The following is a 17,309-nucleotide window of genomic DNA, read 5'->3' as shown; positions in this document are numbered from 1 at the left end:
TCCTTAAAAGTCACTGCGCTTATGCGCAGCGGCTTGATAATGAGCCAGGTGCTAGGTTGGCGAATCGTTCTTAATGACCCAGGCAGTAAAACGCGCCCTAAAGTCGTATCGATAGATGGATTAGTTTGAGATATCAGTTCGCGCAATCGATTGCGCGAACTGATTATTATCGATTGTTACCCATGTAGTCCCGAAAAAGCGGGGCGGGCGGTTTTGTATGTCCGCTTCCGCTAAGCCTTGAACCCGCTGACTTCGGCGGACAACGTGGCGGCGTATTCCTGTAGCGACTGAGCGGAAGCGGCCACCTGTTCCACGAGCGAGGCATTTTGCTGAGTGGCCGTGTCGAGCTGAGTGACCGCGTTGTTGACCTGCTCGATGCCCCTCGTCTGCTCCTTGCTCGCTTCCACCACCTCGGTCATGATGACCGCCGCGCCGGTGGTCGACTGGATGATTTCCCCCATCGCCTCGCCGGCCCGCTGCACGAGCGCATTGCCTGCCTGCACGTCGTCGGCCGCATTGGCGATCAACGCCTTGATTTCCTTTGCCGAGGCGGCCGCACGCTGCGCGAGGCTGCGCACCTCGGCGGCCACGACCGCGAAACCTCGGCCCTGTTCGCCCGCGCGGGCCGCTTCGACGGCCGCGTTCAGCGCGAGGATGTTCGTCTGGAACGCGATGCTGTCGATCGTGCCCGTGATGGCGACGACCTTGCGCGACGACTGATCGACCGAATCCATCGTCGTGACGAACTGCGCGATCACTTCCCCGCCCCGTTCCGCCGCGCGGGACGCTTCGGTCGCGAGCTTGTATGCGCCGTCCGCATTGTCCGCGTTCTGTTTGACCGTCGCGGTCAGTTGCTCCATCGATGCAGCCGTCTCTTGCAGCGAGGCCGCCTGCGCCTCCGTCCGGGCCGACAGGTCGCGGTTGCCGGCGGCAATTTCGCGCGAGGCCGATTCGAGCTGCGCGGCATTCGAGGCGACATTGCGCACGAGCCGCTGCAATCGTTCGATGAACGCATTGAAACTGCATGCGACCGCGGCGAATTCCTTCCCACCCGCCTCTTCGAGACGCCGCGTGAGATCCGCCTCGCCGGACGCGAGTTCGTCGATATTGGATTTCAGTTCGTTGACCCGGCGCATGAACAGCCGGATTCCCACGATCAACAGTGCCACGAGCACGATACCCATCGGGATCTGCACCGAGGCAAGGCGGCCGAGAATACGATTGCTGTTGACCGTCAGCGCCGAGTCCGGAAGGCTTGCCGCGATCAGCCATGGGCTGTTAGGAATCGGCGTCAAAAACAGCGTGCGGCTTTCGCCATCGGCTTCGTAAGCGGTTCGAGCATTCGGTGCCGTGCCATCGCGTGACAGTGCGCTTCGTACCTGCGCTGCCATCGGCACGCTCCGTGCGATGTCGCTCAGATGCTTGAGCACCAGATCGCCTTGAATTCGGCTGCTGTTGCTGACGATCGTGCCGTCTGCCTCGACGATCAGAATCTGCGCGCCGATGCGGCGCTCCATATTGGCCACCAGGTCGTTGAAGAAGCCCAGTGAAACGTTGATGGTCGACACACCGTAAAACTCATTCCCCTTGTAGATCCCCATTGCACAGGCGGTGCGCGGTTGCGGGCTCGCGTTGTCGCGAAAGGCCTTCGACCAGCCGCATGCACCCTTCGGCGCCTGCTTGCCGTTTTCGTACCAAGCCTGCTCCCAATACTTCAGCGAGTCGGGTTGGTTCCAATAGGTATTCACTTCGAGCTTGCCCGTGGAGGCGTTCCGAACGAGAAAACTGCTGAAGCGGTCGCGGCCTGCTTGCCGCTCGTTCGGCATCGGCCAGATGCCGCCACCCGCCACATTGGTATCGCCATACTGGTCGATCAGCCCCGGCAGGATCGCATCGATCTGGTCGCTGCCGACGAGCGCAACCGTCTGCGTAATCGCACGCTGCTGTGCCTCGACCCTTCTCAGTTGATCGCTCACCGCAACTCGAATCTGGGCGATCTGGTTTTCGACCACACTGCTCTCCAGCGCCGCCAAATCCGGTTGGACGAACAGCCGGATCATCGAAAACGTCGCCACGGCGATGATCGCAAGCGCCACGCATCCCGCCACCGTGAAGCGAGACTGGACAGAGGAGAGCATGTTCATGATTCGCAGTTTTCCCCGTTAAGCAGCGAACGCCGGCCGTCGCGGGCACCGTCGAAGCTCACCTGCTTCCGCATCGATACGAATGGCCGGACGCAACCAGTCAGCAGCCGAATCGTCGCGTTCGACGGGCTGACAAAAAAGAAACGAAACGAACTGAATCGGAAAGAGCGACGCGAGGAGCGGAAAATCGTGTCGACGCGTCGCTGTTTTCTACGAGCGCATTAGCTCGCTAGCTGGCGGCGATGTAGGGCTGCAGGGCCTTGAGCCAGCAGGCGATCGCGACGGCACCGCCGTCGGGCGAACCGATGGCGCGCGCGCCGAGATAGCTGGCCCGCCCAGCGCGCGGGGTCATGTGCGCCGTCGCTTCGGCGCTGGACTCCGCGGCGCTGACCGCGCCCGCCCAAGCCTTGCTCGCGTCATAGCCGGATTTGAGCTCGCGCTCGAACGCGTCTACGGCAGGGACCAGCGCATCGAGCATCGTGCGATCCCCGGGCTTCGCTCCGCCCAATTCGCCGATGGCGTCCGCCGCGCCGCGCATGGCCGCGGCCCAATCCAACGCCGTCGGATGCGGATGGTCCGCTAAGATCCGAGCAGCCCGCACCAGGGCCGTCGCGTAGAACGGCCCCGAGCTGCCGGCGATCGCCCTGCGCAACGCCATGCCGAGCGCGGCCAACGCTTTATCGGGCGCGACGAGAGCCGTTGGCGGGACGGCCAGAATCGCTTCGGCAGCACGCTTCATGCTGGCGCCGAGGTCGCCATCGCCGGCCTTCGAATCGAGTTCGGTGAGGATCGCTTCTTTGTCGATCAGCGCGTGCGCCACGGCTTCCAGAGCCGGCTTGATCTTGCCGGACCATGCCCGGCCGTTATCGTCCATGGCCGCTGCGCCGATCTCCGAGGCGGGTGCCGTGCCGGCGGGTTCGATCAGGATATGGTGGTTGACTGCCCCGCCGCCGGGCCATGCGCGCGCCTCGGTATCGGCATCGAGCAACGCCAGCATTTCATCGTCGAGACGCAGGACCGAAATAGAACAGCCCGGCATGTTGAGCGCCGACAGAAACGTCCCGGCCCACGCGCGTTCGACGCTGATGTTCCTGCGCTTCAGGCTCTCGAACGCGTCCCGAAGCACGACCGCCAATTCCATCTCCGGCGTGGCACCGAGCCCGTTCACGAGCAATGCGACACGTTCGCCGCTCTTCAACGCGAGGTCTTCGATGATGTTGGCAAGCAGCGTTTCGGTCAGCTCGTTGGCTTTCATCGGGGCCGTGCGCTCGACACCCTTCTCGCCATGAATGCCGAGGCCCAGTTCGATCTCGTCGTCCGCGAGGTGAAAGCCTGCCTTTTCCGCACCGGGCAGCGTGCATCCGTCCAGCGCGACGCCCATCGTCCCGAGGTTCTCGGCCGTCCTGCGCGCAATGGCCGCCACCTCGTTCAACAAGCGCCCCTGGGCCGCGGCGGCGCCGGCGATCTTATGCACGAACACCGTCCCGGCAATGCCGCGGCGCTGATGGCGCTCGATTCGACCGCGCAGCGATACGTCGTCCGCTACGGTCACGATTTCGACTGGTATGCCTTCGGATCGCGCCATCTCGGCGGCGAGACCGAAGTTCAACCGGTCTCCCGTGTAGTTCTTCACGATCAGCAACGCACCGTTGTCACCGGCGGTAGCGTGAATCGCGGCATGGACCGCATCGGTGGACGGCGAAGTGAACACCTCGCCGCACACGGCCGCACTGAGCATGCCACTGCCCACGTAGCGGCCGTGTGCCGGCTCATGGCCGCTGCCGCCGCCCGAGATCAGCGCGACGGAGCGCTTCGACGGTTCGGGGAGCGCCTGGCGAACCAGGACGTTCTCGTTGCCGAGAATGGCGACATGAGGCGCTTGTCGTGCAATCCCTTCGAGCATCTCGCGAACGACAGCGGACGCATCGTTGATCAGTTTCTTCATTGACATTCTCTAAGTCTAAGCAGAGTTTGAGAAGCGATAGACGCAAATCCAGCAAACGGCCGGGTCAATACGATCACATCATCCCGGCGAGCCTGGCCACGCCGATCGCACTGATTCCGCCCAGAATCGGGCCTACGACAGGCACCCATGCATACGACCAGTCGGACGAACCTTTTCCAGGAATCGGCAACACCGCATGGGCAAGGCGTGCGCCGAGATCGCGGGCGGGATTGATCGCAAAACCGGTGGGGCCGCCCAGCGAGAGCCCGATGCCATAGACGATCAATGCCACGGTGAGCGGACCGAGCACACCGGTGGTCCCAACCGACTTATTGAAAATCGCGACGACCAGGAAAACCAAGACGAACGTGCCGATGAACTCCGTGAGCATATTGGCGAACGGCGCGCGAATAGCAGGCCCCGTTGAAAAGCACGCCAATTTGATCGCCGCATCTTCGGTGCTTTTCCAATGCGATAGATACGTCAGCCAAACGAGTACCGCCCCGATGATCGCGCCGATGATCTGACCGGATAAATACGGCAGAAGCTCATCTTTCGGAAAGTGTCCCAGCGCGAAGAATGCAAGCGTGACAGCGGGGTTGAGGTGCCCTTGACTACCCAGTGCGACGGCAGTCACGACACCTGCCAGTACTGCGAAGGCCCAGCCGGTTGCGATGACGATCCAGCCGGAGTTTTGTCCCTTCGATTTATTCAACAACACGTTCGATACGACGCCATTGCCCATCAATACCAGGATGGCCGTACCAACCATTTCACCAACGAATCCGCTTTCCATGTCTCTCTCCATCTTTCCATTTGGTTTATCCCCAGTGCAACGCCGACGTATGGACCGGCGCATCCCAGAGTCTTGTGAATTCAGTGTCGAGTTCCGTCAGCGTGATCGAGCAACCTGCCATCTCGAGCGACGTGACGTAGTTGCCGGTCAAGAATCGCGTGACCGGAATGCCGCGGCCGCGCAGCATCCGCGTTGCCGCGTTGACCATCAAATAGAGCTCCACCATCGGCGTGCCGCCGAAACCGTTGACGAACAGCAGGCACTCGCGCCCGCTGCGCGGCTGGAGATCCTGGACGATCGCGTCGACCAATTCCTCGGCAATCACATTCGCGGATTGCAGCTTGACGCGCCGGCGGCCGGGTTCGCCATGGATGCCCACGCCCATTTCCATTTCGTCGTCGGCGAGCGTGAAGGTCGGACTACCGGCTGCCGGTACCGTGCATGACGTCAGCGCCACGCCCATCGAACGGGTGCGATTGTTCACGGCTTGGCCCAGCGCCTGAAGCTCCTTGAGCGAGCGCCCTTCCTCGGCCGCGGCGCCCACGAGTTTCTCCACCACGAGCGTGCCGGCCACACCGCGACGACCGATCGAGTAGGTCGATTTCTCGACGGCGACATCGTCATCGACGAGCACCGTCATCACCTGCCCATCGGCAAGCTCGGCCGCCATTTCGAAGTTCATCACATCGCCTTCGTAGTTCTTGACGATGAGCAGGCTGCCGGCGCCGGTATCGACATCCTTGATCGCCTCAGCGATTTGATCGGGCGTCGGCGACGTAAAGATCTGTCCCGGACAGGCGGCATCGAGCATGCCCGCGCCGACGAAGCCCGCATGCAGCGGCTCGTGCCCCGCACCGCCGCCCGAGATGAGCGCGACTTTGCCGGACTTGAGCGTCCTGCGCCGGATGAACTTGTGCTCCGCGCCGAGCGTGATCAAGTGTTCATGAGCCGCGGCAAAGCCGTCGAGCGACTCGTAAAGCACCTTCTCCGGCGCGTTAATCAACTTTTTCATTGCGTCTCCTCCTTATCGTTCGGCGATGCAGCGAACGTGCTCGCCATGTGTGTAAGCGTTCGAGCAAAATCGGCAATCAGTTGATCCATCTTCAGATTCAGCTCGGCATCGTCGAGGTCCGGCACCGTCACGCTGACCGTACGGGTCCGATGCTGCGAGCCCGGTGGCAACTGGTGCCGCGGATGGGCCTGGCGATAGAGATCGAGAAAAGCCCCCCGCTCCGCGGCAGAGAAATGGCAAACCGAAAAGATCGTGTTCAGGTGATCGACGGGAATCGGCGTCGCGTACGCGGGATTGGTAATCTGCGAGACGAACGAACGATGTTTTCCCAGAGCCTGAGCCAAGTGTTGGCGCGTGCCTGAAGGGCGATTGTCCAGAACGCCGGTCAGAACGCGCTTGTATTCGGCTACCAGATCTTGCCGCGCGGGAGATTTCTCTTCTTGGTTCATGACGAATGCTTGCTTGGGTTCTCGGTTTCTTGAATCAATGTTCGATGAGTGTTCGGCGAATGCGCTTGGCGCCGCGCAGTTCACGCACTCAAATCGATCTTTGCGATGGCCGCCTTGACGCGTCCGATGCTGGCTATGCCGACGGAGATCGATCTCAATCCGCACGCGAGCAACTTCGGCAGCACACGCGGATCGGCGGCCGCGTCGCCGCACAGGCTCGTGCCGATGCCGGCGCTTTCTCCATAGCGAACCACGCTCTCGATCAGGCGCAACACGCCCGGGTTCAGCGGATCGGCCAACTCGCCCACCGCTTCGTTGTCACGCCCTGCCGCCGTCACGTATTGCGTGAGGTCGTTCGAACCGATGGAGAAGAAATCCGCGTTGAAGATTTCAGGCGCGATCGCCGCGGCGGGTACCTCGATCATCATGCCCAGCGACGGTACCTTGGCCGCGATCCCCGCCTGCCTCAGCGAGTTCGCTTCCTCATGAAACATCAATCGCACCGCTTCAAGTTCGGCCGGGATCGTGACCATCGGCACCATGACCTTCAAGTTGCCGTGCACGGCGGCCCGGGCCAGCGCACGAAGCTGAATGCGGAACGGCTCCGGACGCACGAGGGACAGACGCACGCCGCGTACGCCGAGAAACGGATTGCGTTCGCCATCGATGGTCAGCCCGGCAATCGGCTTGTCTCCGCCCGCATCGAGCGTGCGGACGATCACCGGCCGCCCGGCGGCCCAACCCAGCATGCGACGATAGACGCCGTACTGAAAATCCTCGGTGGGCTGTGCGTCCTTGTCCGCGAACAGCAATTCAGTGCGTACGAGACCGATGCCGTCGCAGATTTCAGGATCGAGCTTCTCGAGTTCCTCGACGCCGGCGACGTTGATGGACACCGCGACGGGGATACCGTTTTTCGTGACGGCAGGTTGGCGCGCGGCGCGCTCGATGGTGACGCGCTCGGCTGCATCGCTTTCCATGCGCAGATGGAATCGCCGCCGATCGTCGTCCGTCGGCGCGACGATCACTTTGCCCTGCACGGCATCGACGAGGATCTCTTTCGCGTCGAGGGGAATGCTGCCCCGCAGGCCCACGATCATCGGCACGCCGCGGGCCCGCGCCAGCATGGCAACGTGACTCGTGGCACTACCTTCGGTCAGTACGATCGCGCTGCCGCGCGTCCAATCGATCGAGAGGAAGTGCGACGGCGAGAGGTCGTTCCCTACGATCACCGCGCCGCTCGGCAGGGGATCCGACACGTCGACGCCGTACAAGCAAGCAAGCACCCGATCGCGTAAATCCTTTAGATCCGAGGCGCGCGCCTGAAAGTAGTCGTTGTGCGACTCCTCATAGGTCTCGATCTCGTCATCCAGTGCCCCGCGCCATGCTTCATCCGCTGCCACGCCTTGCCGAATCGCCGCGAAGATCGGTTCGCACAGTTCCTCGTCTTCGGCCAATGCGATCTGGAATCCGATGATCTCGGCGCCATGCGCATCGACGCGTGCCGTCAACGCTTCCAGCTGACGTGTCGCGGCGTTGATCGCATCGCGCAACTCCGCCAACTCCGTCTCCGCCTCCGTGCTCGGCACGCGATGCCCGGATCGCGCGTCATTCGCGGCGAGCCGCATCTGCGGGCCGGCAGCCAATCCCATCGATGCCGGGCGCCCCTGGAAAACCATGCTAACCATGACTGTCTCCGTCCTTGCCTCAGAGCGTGCCTTCGTCGAAGTTGCGCTCGACCAAAGCCACCATCGCCGCGACCGCATCGCTTGCGCCATCGCCCGTTGCGCGGAAGTAGAGCGACACGCCCATTTCGGCCTGGAAGCTCATCACCTTCACCGGGCTCTTTGCGTTGATCCACGGACCGTCGGGCGAGACCGCCAGTTCGACGTGTCCGTGAAACGCCTTGGCCAGTTGCGTGAGCTTCACGCTTGGACGGGCGTGCAATCCCGTTTCATTGATCAAGCGCGCGCTTCCGATGGCAACCGCATGCGACATTTATCGTTCTCCTCTTTGTTCTTTCACTGCCGATGCATTTCTTCGGCCATGCTCTTGACCTGATCGATCGGCGCGCCGCCCGACGCTTCGGCCGCGGCGATGATCGAGCCTTCGACGAGCGGGGCATCGCAGAGAAGGACCTTGCTCCGCCTATCGGCGTCGAGCATTTCGATGGCCATTTCGCTGTTCGTTTCAGCGCCGCCTAGATCGACGAGCACCACCACACCGGCGTCCGACCATGCCCGATCGATCGCGTTGATGATCGCGCCGACGTCGGTGCCGAGACCGCCGTCCGCATTGCCGCCCGTATAAGCTACCGGCACGCTGTTGCCCACCATTTGATGCACCATGTCCGCCGTTCCTTCGGCGATCTTCGCCGAGTGCGACACGATGACTATTCCGACGTTCGGCACAATTCAATCTCCAAGAAAATCGCATACAGCAGAAATAACCAGCGCGGATGAGTGCGCGCCTGGGTCCATGTGGCCAATCGATCGTTCGCCGAGGAACGATGCGCGTCCGCGCACGGCCAGCATTGGGATCGTCGCGTCGGCTGCGGAAGTCGCTCTGTGTTTCACGCGCTCGAGAACGTTGGCCGTGCCGGCCGACAGCTCCTCGTGGACGGGGACGAGGACGTCGAGTAGCGTCTTTTGTCCCGCGGACGATTTGCCTCGGCGCTCTACCGCCGTGATCGCGACGTTGAATGCGTGGCTTAGGTCGATGAGCGTGGGGTCGGCGGGCAGTTCTTTGCCTAGCGTCATGAAAAACGTGCCGTAGAGCGGACCCGATGCGCCGCCTACCGTCATCACCAGCGTTTTGCCGACTTCAGTCAGCGCTTGCGGAAGCGGGTGCTGCGAGATGTCGTCCGCCAGCTCCGCCACGCGCTCGAAGCCGCGCTTCATGTTGAGGCCGTGATCGCCGTCGCCGATTGCCTGATCAAGGGCGGTCAGCTCCTCGGCATGCGCGATCACGGTCTGCGCGACTGCCCGAAGCAACGCCTTGAGTGTCTCCTGTTCCACTGCCCGTCTCCGTTGTTTATGTTCGACCGGCCGGTTGCGCGACCCGCGGCCTGGTTTCGGGCCTGGGTGGGGTCGTTCGGTCTAGGTCGGTTGTTTAGTGACGTACCGCAATCACTAAACTTTGATTGGAGTCTAGCAGGTGAGTTTAGTGATGTTAGTAGGGAAAACCCGCTTGGCCCGCCTTGGGGCTTGGGGTGGGCCGTTCCGTAGGGAAATTTACTGAACTAAAGTTGAGTTCAGTGGGAGGGGCGGGATTGTCTCGCACGGAATCGCGATTGAGGACGGTCGGTGCTTTCGTTGGAAGGCCAGAAAAAGGCCAGCTCGAAAGCTGGCTAGCGGATGTCCGTGGCTCGACTTTGTCGACGTCAGTCCGGGTGAAACTCCTGCGACAGGACATCTTCCATCGGCCACGGACACGTTTCGGGGAAGAACGCGTAACCGATATTCGTCGCTTTGCTGGCATCCCTGAGCGCATCGGCCCACATATCCACTATCCACTCGGGATCAACTAACATCAGTTTCAGGCTGGGCGTTTTATGCAACCGCACGTTCAAACGCTCGCGCTGAACCCTGAGTAGCACCCGCGAACTGGGTGTCCTCAAGTCGGGCTGGTATTGCCACTTGAGTAAATCGGCTAGCAGCATCGCCACACGCCTTACCAGTTCTCGCTGTTCGCTCTTGCCCACGTCTTCAATCTCTTCTGCGATGTGCTCGATGTCGATGTCAGAAAGCTTGCCCGAACGCAGTAGCGCCGCCTGTTCGTTCGCCCATGCCACCACGTCACTTTCGTAATCATTTCCCATCTTCCAAACCTCCAAGTCCGAACAGTCGACACGACCAAAGCCCGATATGCTCGGCCCGTCTCAATCGCACGGCGACACTTCCCTCGGAAAATCAGAACAAATAACCCCTCAGCGCTCGAGCAGGGCTTCGGGCCCCTTGCGACCAGATAGGTTGAGCAGCTTGCGTTGCGACAGTGAAGTGGGGCGTTGTCTCGGACGAGACAGAGTCAGGTGGTTGCGTGAGTGGCCTTGCGCAAGCTGATGATCCTGATGACAACGTCTTGATACGTGAATGCCATGCAATACACCCGGCTACCCAGCGGTGGCGCGCGACTTACCCTCGGCCCTTCGTACATCTTCGGTGCCGAGCGCCGCTGCACATTACAGAACGTCCTATGCCACACGGTCGATGGTTAGCACTACTGAATTTCCATACAATCAAAGACTTAATATCACCACTAACAGAAGAACGGCTACCCCTTCCATCGTCGTAAACGCAGCGCGGGCCGCATGGGCTGCAACCCAGACGACCCGCTGACCACCATCAACTCGAACAGGAGTCGATCATGGCTGACGCCAATCTTAAAGCATTCGACGACGCTCACCCTTCGCGTAGCGTCACGATTCAGCAATCGCCACGCTGGCAACCCTACTCGCCCAAGCGACGCGCCGCCCCGCTCCTCGTGCCTTGGTTCAAGCTCTCAGGTCGTTGGCTGGAGCAAGCCGGCTTCCACCCACGACAGCACCTCAAGATCGAAGTCCAGCACGAGCGGCTTGTGATCACGCCAGCTTAAGTGCAAGGTATCTGCCGTGCTAACGGTCTGCGTATCGCCCGAATGACAGGGGCAACGAGAACACTAGCGGCCCCAGATAGGCCCGGCCGAAGCCGGGCCGAAACATTGCCGAAAACTTGCTGCTTGAACTGCTACTGCATACCTGAAGACTCAAAATTTACATCGCTGACAACTCCGTCCGAGCCGATCGTGATGGTCAGATCACGGTTGGAGAACTTCAGATCGAATGCGGACCCACGAGTCGTATGGTACGAATAAATCAACGCCTGCCCATTCCTGTCCTTGATTGCCGGATAGATCGCATAACCCGCTGGCCGCCCCAGTAACCCAATCACTTCGCCACGGGTCGTCTTGCCCTTGACGATCGCATCCCGCTTCGAGGCATCAAAATCGCTAGCATCATCCTTGAAGGAAGAAATAAATACGTTGGAGACCAAGACGCCTTTCCAGAATGCCAGAGCCAAAGAACGGGAAGGGACCACGCCGGTTTCCAATGGCGTGCCACCGGTAGTCGCATAGGCGTAACTCAGCAACGTGATGTTCTCGTCATTTTTTGTCACGCTGCTTTCGCGAAACGGCTTACCGTATTGCGCCCTCACATCATCTATCGTGGTCTTTCCATTCTGTAACGCTGCCTCGTTCGGGCGAACGAAATTTGTCCCCGCACAACCACTCATCACTCCCGCAAATACTACGCAGAGGCAAGCCATTAGAATTTTCTTCATATTGATCTCTATATCAAAGCACAGCTAACTGGTAACGTGGGTGAACCGCCCGTCAATCTCGCAGGCCTCACTGGCGAGACGATGCAGTTGTTTGCTCGGTCGGAATCGGCACACCGGCCAGTTCCGCAACACCGTTGGCTGCCTCGATACCCACATCTTCGGCGACCACACCGATCCCGTTCACAGTGGAATGCGCCGAGTCCTCGACCTGGTAGCTCGCATCCAGCAACTTCACCTGCGCCTTGATATGGTCACGGCCAGCCATGACCCCTAGCATGATGCGCGCGGCAGTCGAGCGCTTGCTGTATTCCTCGATCGTGATACTGACCGGAACACCCGTCGGCGAGACCGCAATTCCATCCTTCGCGGCCTGCTTGTCGAACGCCTCGATCAATCTCGCCTTCACGGCGGCGCTCACTTCCTTCCCGTTCGCATCGATTGTCGGCTCTGCTACTCCTTGCTTCAATGTCGTCCGAAGCGTCGAATCGTTTGCATGTGAAGCGTCGACGTCCGGCTTCGTCGCGGCACACCCGGCCAGCACGAGCAACAGACCCGCCAGGGCCGCGGAACCAAGAGTTTTGGTCTTCATTCGGTATTCCTCATTTTTCATGAAATGACAACAGGCATCCTTTTCTGCTCGACAAACGACAAGAGCTTCCTCTTGCCTCCTCCAGAGATTCGACGGTCATGCTTGTGCACGCGCCCGCGGATTGGCGATCTGCGTGTTGGCCAGCGTAAGCCAATCGTTGTTGTCGTCCGGCGAAACCCCTGTGTTCAGCGTCACCTGCGACGTGCCGCCAATGGCGCGGACATAAGCCGAGCCCGACGAGAACGCGTTCGTGACGGGGCCGTTCAACTGAATCTGCTTCGCTATCAGTTCGAGCCCGATCAGCGTGCCGGCTAGGCCGCCGGCCCGATCGTCATCGTCCCGCCTTGCGTATTGAGCACGACGTTGCGCTGGAACTGGCCGGGCGCCAGCTGCAAATCGACATAGCTCACCTGCCCCGTCGTGAGTGCAACGTGCCCCGTATTGATGAACGATCCGCCGTTGACGGTAATGCCGTTCGGATTAGCCAGTACGACGTTTGCACGCGAGCCGAGTACGGTGATGTCGCCTTCGATCAGGCTTGGGTTCGTGCTCGTGACTTGATTGACGATCGTGCGAGCGTTATCGAGGGTCGCACCGGCTGGCGTGACGTTGAAGCTCGAGTAGGTGTTGCTCGAAACGCCATAGGTGGAAGGCGCGATCGAAACGGTTTGGCGTCCGTTGCTCGAAGTCGTCACGCTGGTATGCGTGCCCCCGTCCGGCACGATACCGGGCGCGGCGCCTGCATGCGCAGCGCCGGCCGCCAAGAAGGCTAACAGCGCCGCGTAGCTTGTATGTCGATGCGCACGCGATGAACGCGCGCGCTCCGAAAAGACGGTCTTAACCGTGAACCCCGCACGGTGTATCCGTAATTGCATGGGTCTATCTCGCCGACGCACTTTTGCCGCCATGGCTGGCGATCTCGCGCTCGGTATTCTCAGTTGTTATTTAAATTGCTCCGCCATCGAACTGCGCAATGGCAGACGGCCCCCGGAACAGCGTGCGAATCGTATCAAAAGAAACCGGGAGACTTCCATATTAAAAATCAATCGATCGCGAAGCGAAGGGCAGACCGGTTAGTACAGTCGCGTAATTGCTCGATTCGATGAAAGGAAGTGCTGCGTATCGGTGCAACCGCGGTGCACCCAAGCGGGATGTGGGATCCCAGGCAGCGGCCATGCAGACAAGTGAAAGGACGATTCTTACCAAATCTTACACTAATACTTTCTAATTGCTTTCTATTTTATATAAATTCGCTTTGTCAATACCTGTTGTAAAAGCCCATCAACAATAATTAAGATTTGTCCGCAAACGTTTGCGCAATGTTGCGGGTCGATTCCAAGCGATTCTTTCTTATGCTGAGATCCCCCCTCAATATCAGAACAAATAACCCTCCCCCTCCCCGTCTGACATTCCTGCCAGTTTTCCGCGCGCACGTCTGCCACTACATTGCGCCCATACCCGCTCAGAGACTTTTCGAAGGAGGCCCCATGCCCATCGAACCCGGCCTGAGGGCCTAAGCCACGTACCGCGTCGACACGCTCTCGTTAGCCGATCAATGGGTTGGCGAAGCCCATGCGCTCGCAAGCCCGATCATGATCATCTTCATCGAGCAGACCTGCATGAAGGCAGAAAACGCGCCTACACGCCTTCAACGATGATCGCCCTGCCAGTCGCGGCGCGTTCGCGAATCGCTCTTGCCGCGCGATATTCGGGCGAGTCGTACCAGGTGCGTGCTTGCTCGATCGTGTCGAATTGCAGAACGACCACGCGCATCGGATCCCACTTGCCCTCGAGATTGCTCGCCGGGCCGCCGCGGACGATATAGCGCCCGCCGTATTGCTCCACGGAAGGCGCGGCGAGCTGCCGATACTCGCCGTATAGCTGTGCATCGTGCACATCGATATCGAAAATCGCGTAAGCGGCCATGGTTTCAATCCTCCCTATTCTTGTTCGACGCGTTGAGTTCCGAAATGTCGCTGGCCACGTGAACCGAGACCGTTCAATAGGAATTGGAATGGGATCGAGATCGGGCGGCGTACCGAGCCGCCCGAGCGATCAGCGGCTTACTTCTTTTGCATCTCCACCATCGCTTGCTGCATTTCTTCCGGGCTCGGATCGCGCATGTGCGAGGCGATGTGCCAGAAGTGTCCGAACGGGTCTTCGACCGCACCCCAGCGGTCGCCCCAGAACATGTCGGCCATCGGCATCTTCACGGTCGCGCCGGCGGACACGGCGCGATCGAATAGTTTGTCGGCGTCCTCGACGTAGAGGTAGAGGCTGACCGGCGTGCCTTTCAGCGCTTTCGGGCCGAGAGAGCCGCATTGCGGGTCTTCGTCGGTCATCATCACCACCGAGTCGCCGATCTTGATCTGTGCGTGTCCGATCTTGCCGTTGGGGGTCGGCATCCGGAACAGCTCCACGGCGCCGAGTGCCTTCTGGTAGAACGCGATCGCCTCGGCCGCGTTCGCGCAAACGAGGTGCGGTGTAACGGTATGCATGCCTTCGGGAATGGGTTTGACGGATGAGGTCATTGCAGGCGCTCCATTGTCAGTAGTCGTCAGTACGTTGTTAATGAATGGGCCTCGGTGGCAGCGGCAGGGCGAGCGGTGCGTGCGTTCGCAGCGCCGCTTGCATTTCGGGTTTTCACATTTCGCGAGGCTCCGACCTAACGACGAGCGACCACCGGCCATTTCGACATCGGCGCGTGATTTTTTGATGTGCGATCCGGTGCGCTCGCCTTGCGCACTGGAAATTTAGGTCATTGAGAGCAAAGCGGGCGAAAATCGACAGGTAGCATCCGTGCATTGACAAGTTGAGTACGCCCGCGCAGAATCTGTCCACAGTCCATGGACAGTGGACAGATGGGTTTTCCCAGAGATGAAAAGTCAAGACATTTTGCTTCTGCTCAAACTCGTTGCGCTTGAATGTGCGGCTGCTACGCCTGCCGGCCTTACAGGTGCAGGGGCCCGCAACGAGGCCGGTCGCGAACCCAATGCCGAGCTTGATGCGCTGGAGGACCGCGACGCGATCTCTCCTCCCGAGAAGCCCGATCTAGAATCGGATCCGTACAGCGTCCGTGCGCTATCGGCTACAACCGGCCTCAGCAAATCCGAAGTAAGCAATGCTCTCGGCCGATGCTACGAGAGCAGTCTGGCGAAACCCCAGCGGCGCGGCGGTGCCCCCATTGTGAATCGACGAGGCTTAGAAGAGTTCCTTTCGTATGGTGTGAGATTCGTCTTTCCAACAAAGGTACTTGGATTAGCGCGCGGAATTCCCACCGGCCTCACAGCGCCCATCTTTAAAGGCGAGCTGAAAAGCGCGGGAGAACAAATCCCAGTGTGGCCGGATCCACGCAGCGATACGCTAGGGCTCGCGGTCGAGCCATTGTATAAGACGGTTCCAATCGCTATCCGATCCGATCCGATGCTCTATATGCTCCTCGCATGCGTAGATTCGATTCGGATCGGGCAACCGCGTGAGCGTGGGCTCGCAGTAAAACGCTTACAACAGTTATTCGACTTCTAAAATGGCCGCTCTCGACGACTACATAACGATGATACGCGCGGTCGCCACTGCAATCGGACCGGAACTCTGTCGCGAGGTCGCATTCGTCGGTGGATGCACAACGGCCCTGTTACTAACGGACCGTTATACGAGACAGCAGGTCAGGCACACTGATGACGTCGATCTCATCGTCCATGTGCTGAGCCTCGCGCATTGGGACCAACTTTTACGTCGCCTGCGTGAGAAAGGGTTCCGTGAAGACATGACGGAAGATGCGCCGATTTGCGCAATGTTCTAAATGGGTTACGCGTCGATTTCATGCCGGACGACGAGACGATCCTCAAATTCGGCAACGCTTGGTATCGAGACGCTCTCGAAAGCGCTGAGTTGCATGACGTGGGCGAAGGGGTACAGGTCAGGGTCGTCCGGCCAGAGCACTTTCTAGCGACGAAGCTAGCTGCGTACCTATCGCGAGGAAACAATGACCCGCTTGGAAGCCGGGACGTAGAAGACGTTCTAACTTTGATCGATGGTCGCCCTGAAATCGCCGACGAGATGCTGCATGCTCCTGCCGAGCTACGCGCTTATGTCAGCGCACAGTTGGATTCTCTACGGCAACACCGAGATTTTGAATATGCCGTTGCATCGGCCAGCAATGATGACCCTGCTCGGGAAGAAGTGATTCATCAGCGAGTAGAGTTGATCATATCCTTCAATAAGCTAGCATGACCGAGAGTCGGAACGCTGGTTGGCAATGGCACAGTGAGCAAGGCTCTGACTGTACGGAAAACCGAGATGCCTGCGGCATCTATCAATGCGAGGCCTATACCTTTTGTGTTGTCATGGATGCATCCCCGCGTGGAAAACGCGGCCCACAGTTCAACGCAGCTTGGCTCAATCGTGTTCTCGAACGAATGGAACCGGAGCTGCCGTCGGACGCGACGATGCTTTCTGTTTTTCGCGACGCACAAGAGCACCTTCGGGAGCAAAAATTTGTAGCTGAGAAGGCATCGTATACGGCCATTCTGCTACCGCGCGATGAGCCGCAGATTCGAGCCTTCAACTGCGGCGACTGCTCTCTTGGGCATCGATCTCCTCAGGGAGAGATAACCTGGCTAACCGAAACCGACACCTTGGCCAATACGTTCGAAGCCTTCGGCATTGTCCCCGATGCCTCAAAGCGACATATTGTTGCGCGGACGCTAAACCCGAAAAGGTTTCAACTGCCGAGCGTGTCGACGATACAGGGCGCTTCTGCGGGATCGTGGGTGCTGGCTACCGACGGTTATCGCTACACCGACATCGACGATGACGGCCGCTCGATAGACGACCGCAGTTACCTACTGCTCGGAACCGAGGTGGAATCGCAGTCGGACTTGAGGCACACGAATTTGTTCGTTAGGTCAACGTAAGCTCGATTGCTGAGCGACCTCTGTCCCCTGAAATCAAGGTCCTCGCCGCGCTGTTTGACGCATTGCGTGCGACGCCGCACCGTAAGAATTCCTCAGCGTCCGTGTTCGCACCACTTGTTAAGTAGTTGACGACATGCCAC

At 59.9% G+C, this 17,309-nt stretch carries 19 protein-coding genes and 1 pseudogene; 5 read left to right on the top strand and 15 right to left on the bottom strand.

Annotated features, from left to right (window positions below):
* Positions 1-230: 230 nt before the first annotated feature.
* The 10 genes from DWV00_RS34865 to DWV00_RS03455 form a co-directional block, all read right to left on the bottom strand.
* Complete coding sequence (locus DWV00_RS34865; RefSeq protein ID WP_220274650.1) at positions 231-2,144, bottom strand: methyl-accepting chemotaxis protein; 1,914 nt, start codon at positions 2,142-2,144, stop codon at positions 231-233.
* Between the two features lie 229 nt (positions 2,145-2,373).
* Entirely contained in the window at positions 2,374-4,089 is a 1,716-nt protein-coding gene (locus DWV00_RS03495) for a dihydroxyacetone kinase family protein (RefSeq protein WP_115532097.1), read from the bottom strand.
* A gap of 73 nt (positions 4,090-4,162) precedes the next feature.
* Positions 4,163-4,885 (bottom strand): MIP/aquaporin family protein, encoded by a 723-nt coding sequence (locus tag DWV00_RS03490; protein ID WP_115532096.1) that lies wholly within the window; start codon positions 4,883-4,885, stop codon positions 4,163-4,165.
* A gap of 25 nt (positions 4,886-4,910) precedes the next feature.
* Positions 4,911-5,897: a dihydroxyacetone kinase subunit DhaK gene (dhaK, locus tag DWV00_RS03485; RefSeq protein ID WP_115532095.1), complete on the bottom strand. Its 987-nt coding sequence runs from the start codon at positions 5,895-5,897 to the stop codon at positions 4,911-4,913.
* A complete protein-coding gene (locus tag DWV00_RS03480; protein WP_115532094.1) occupies positions 5,894-6,346 on the bottom strand; it encodes a hypothetical protein in 453 nt (150 codons plus the stop codon). Before DWV00_RS03480 ends, dhaK begins: the two co-directional genes overlap by 4 nt.
* A gap of 80 nt (positions 6,347-6,426) precedes the next feature.
* The gene (ptsP, locus tag DWV00_RS03475; protein ID WP_115532093.1) at positions 6,427-8,034 is read right to left on the bottom strand and encodes a phosphoenolpyruvate--protein phosphotransferase; all 1,608 of its coding nucleotides are present in this window, start codon (positions 8,032-8,034) and stop codon (positions 6,427-6,429) included.
* A gap of 19 nt (positions 8,035-8,053) precedes the next feature.
* Positions 8,054-8,344: an HPr family phosphocarrier protein gene (locus DWV00_RS03470; RefSeq protein WP_115532092.1), complete on the bottom strand. Its 291-nt coding sequence runs from the start codon at positions 8,342-8,344 to the stop codon at positions 8,054-8,056.
* A gap of 23 nt (positions 8,345-8,367) precedes the next feature.
* A complete protein-coding gene (dhaM, locus tag DWV00_RS03465; protein WP_115532091.1) occupies positions 8,368-8,757 on the bottom strand; it encodes a dihydroxyacetone kinase phosphoryl donor subunit DhaM in 390 nt (129 codons plus the stop codon).
* Positions 8,758-8,760: 3 nt separating this feature from the next.
* The gene (dhaL, locus tag DWV00_RS03460; RefSeq protein WP_115532090.1) at positions 8,761-9,363 is read right to left on the bottom strand and encodes a dihydroxyacetone kinase subunit DhaL; all 603 of its coding nucleotides are present in this window, start codon (positions 9,361-9,363) and stop codon (positions 8,761-8,763) included.
* Between the two features lie 365 nt (positions 9,364-9,728).
* On the bottom strand, positions 9,729-10,166 hold the full coding sequence (locus DWV00_RS03455) for a DUF29 domain-containing protein (protein ID WP_115532089.1): 438 nt from the start codon (positions 10,164-10,166) through the stop codon (positions 9,729-9,731).
* Positions 10,167-10,711: 545 nt separating this feature from the next.
* Between DWV00_RS03455 and DWV00_RS03445 the strand changes: the two genes are divergently transcribed.
* Positions 10,712-10,939 (top strand): SymE family type I addiction module toxin, encoded by a 228-nt coding sequence (locus DWV00_RS03445; RefSeq protein WP_115532087.1) that lies wholly within the window; start codon positions 10,712-10,714, stop codon positions 10,937-10,939.
* 131 nt (positions 10,940-11,070) lie between these two features.
* On the opposite strand, the gene DWV00_RS03440 is transcribed toward DWV00_RS03445, so the two are convergent.
* From DWV00_RS03440 to DWV00_RS03415, 5 genes and pseudogenes are all read right to left on the bottom strand, one after another.
* Positions 11,071-11,664, bottom strand: a complete 594-nt coding sequence (locus tag DWV00_RS03440) for a hypothetical protein (RefSeq protein ID WP_115532086.1) — start codon at positions 11,662-11,664, stop codon at positions 11,071-11,073.
* Positions 11,665-11,731: 67 nt separating this feature from the next.
* Positions 11,732-12,253: a DUF4410 domain-containing protein gene (locus DWV00_RS03435; protein ID WP_181885335.1), complete on the bottom strand. Its 522-nt coding sequence runs from the start codon at positions 12,251-12,253 to the stop codon at positions 11,732-11,734.
* A 138-nt stretch (positions 12,254-12,391) separates the two neighbouring features.
* A pseudogene (locus DWV00_RS03430) lies at positions 12,392-13,029 on the bottom strand (two-partner secretion domain-containing protein); the annotation flags it as partial.
* A gap of 862 nt (positions 13,030-13,891) precedes the next feature.
* The gene (locus tag DWV00_RS03420; RefSeq protein WP_115532084.1) at positions 13,892-14,179 is read right to left on the bottom strand and encodes a DUF1330 domain-containing protein; all 288 of its coding nucleotides are present in this window, start codon (positions 14,177-14,179) and stop codon (positions 13,892-13,894) included.
* 137 nt (positions 14,180-14,316) lie between these two features.
* Positions 14,317-14,784, bottom strand: a complete 468-nt coding sequence (locus DWV00_RS03415) for a VOC family protein (RefSeq protein WP_115532083.1) — start codon at positions 14,782-14,784, stop codon at positions 14,317-14,319.
* Positions 14,785-15,130: 346 nt separating this feature from the next.
* Between DWV00_RS03415 and DWV00_RS03410 the strand changes: the two genes are divergently transcribed.
* The 4 genes from DWV00_RS03410 to DWV00_RS03400 are packed head-to-tail and all read left to right on the top strand — an operon-like array spanning position 15,131 to position 17,169.
* On the top strand, positions 15,131-15,778 hold the full coding sequence (locus DWV00_RS03410) for a hypothetical protein (protein ID WP_115532082.1): 648 nt from the start codon (positions 15,131-15,133) through the stop codon (positions 15,776-15,778).
* A gap of 1 nt (position 15,779) precedes the next feature.
* Positions 15,780-16,055 carry a hypothetical protein gene (locus DWV00_RS34290; protein WP_220274648.1) on the top strand — a complete coding sequence of 92 codons (276 nt, stop codon included), beginning with the start codon at positions 15,780-15,782 and terminating at the stop codon, positions 16,053-16,055.
* Positions 16,056-16,075: 20 nt separating this feature from the next.
* Positions 16,076-16,486 (top strand): hypothetical protein, encoded by a 411-nt coding sequence (locus DWV00_RS34285; protein ID WP_220274647.1) that lies wholly within the window; start codon positions 16,076-16,078, stop codon positions 16,484-16,486.
* A complete protein-coding gene (locus tag DWV00_RS03400; protein ID WP_147297826.1) occupies positions 16,483-17,169 on the top strand; it encodes a hypothetical protein in 687 nt (228 codons plus the stop codon). Before DWV00_RS34285 ends, DWV00_RS03400 begins: the two co-directional genes overlap by 4 nt.
* Positions 17,170-17,309 lie beyond the last annotated feature (140 nt).

This window comes from Trinickia dinghuensis (assembly GCF_003367175.1).
Taxonomy (GTDB): Bacteria; Pseudomonadota; Gammaproteobacteria; order Burkholderiales; family Burkholderiaceae; genus Trinickia; species Trinickia dinghuensis.
This window is presented reverse-complemented; position numbering and strand designations above follow the sequence as displayed.

Coding starts and splice junctions, on each gene's coding strand:
- DWV00_RS34865 (WP_220274650.1), bottom strand. CDS start 2,144: ATGAACATGCTCTCCTCTGTCCAGTCTCGCTTCACGGTGGCGGGATGC.
- DWV00_RS03495 (WP_115532097.1), bottom strand. CDS start 4,089: ATGAAGAAACTGATCAACGATGCGTCCGCTGTCGTTCGCGAGATGCTC.
- DWV00_RS03490 (WP_115532096.1), bottom strand. CDS start 4,885: ATGGAAAGCGGATTCGTTGGTGAAATGGTTGGTACGGCCATCCTGGTA.
- dhaK (WP_115532095.1), bottom strand. CDS start 5,897: ATGAAAAAGTTGATTAACGCGCCGGAGAAGGTGCTTTACGAGTCGCTC.
- DWV00_RS03480 (WP_115532094.1), bottom strand. CDS start 6,346: ATGAACCAAGAAGAGAAATCTCCCGCGCGGCAAGATCTGGTAGCCGAA.
- ptsP (WP_115532093.1), bottom strand. CDS start 8,034: ATGGTTAGCATGGTTTTCCAGGGGCGCCCGGCATCGATGGGATTGGCT.
- DWV00_RS03470 (WP_115532092.1), bottom strand. CDS start 8,344: ATGTCGCATGCGGTTGCCATCGGAAGCGCGCGCTTGATCAATGAAACG.
- DWV00_RS03455 (WP_115532089.1), bottom strand. CDS start 10,166: ATGGGAAATGATTACGAAAGTGACGTGGTGGCATGGGCGAACGAACAG.
- DWV00_RS03445 (WP_115532087.1), top strand. CDS start 10,712: ATGGCTGACGCCAATCTTAAAGCATTCGACGACGCTCACCCTTCGCGT.
- DWV00_RS03440 (WP_115532086.1), bottom strand. CDS start 11,664: ATGAAGAAAATTCTAATGGCTTGCCTCTGCGTAGTATTTGCGGGAGTG.
- DWV00_RS03435 (WP_181885335.1), bottom strand. CDS start 12,253: ATGAAGACCAAAACTCTTGGTTCCGCGGCCCTGGCGGGTCTGTTGCTC.
- DWV00_RS03420 (WP_115532084.1), bottom strand. CDS start 14,179: ATGGCCGCTTACGCGATTTTCGATATCGATGTGCACGATGCACAGCTA.
- DWV00_RS03415 (WP_115532083.1), bottom strand. CDS start 14,784: ATGACCTCATCCGTCAAACCCATTCCCGAAGGCATGCATACCGTTACA.
- DWV00_RS03410 (WP_115532082.1), top strand. CDS start 15,131: ATGAAAAGTCAAGACATTTTGCTTCTGCTCAAACTCGTTGCGCTTGAA.
- DWV00_RS34290 (WP_220274648.1), top strand. CDS start 15,780: ATGGCCGCTCTCGACGACTACATAACGATGATACGCGCGGTCGCCACT.
- DWV00_RS34285 (WP_220274647.1), top strand. CDS start 16,076: ATGCCGGACGACGAGACGATCCTCAAATTCGGCAACGCTTGGTATCGA.
- DWV00_RS03400 (WP_147297826.1), top strand. CDS start 16,483: ATGACCGAGAGTCGGAACGCTGGTTGGCAATGGCACAGTGAGCAAGGC.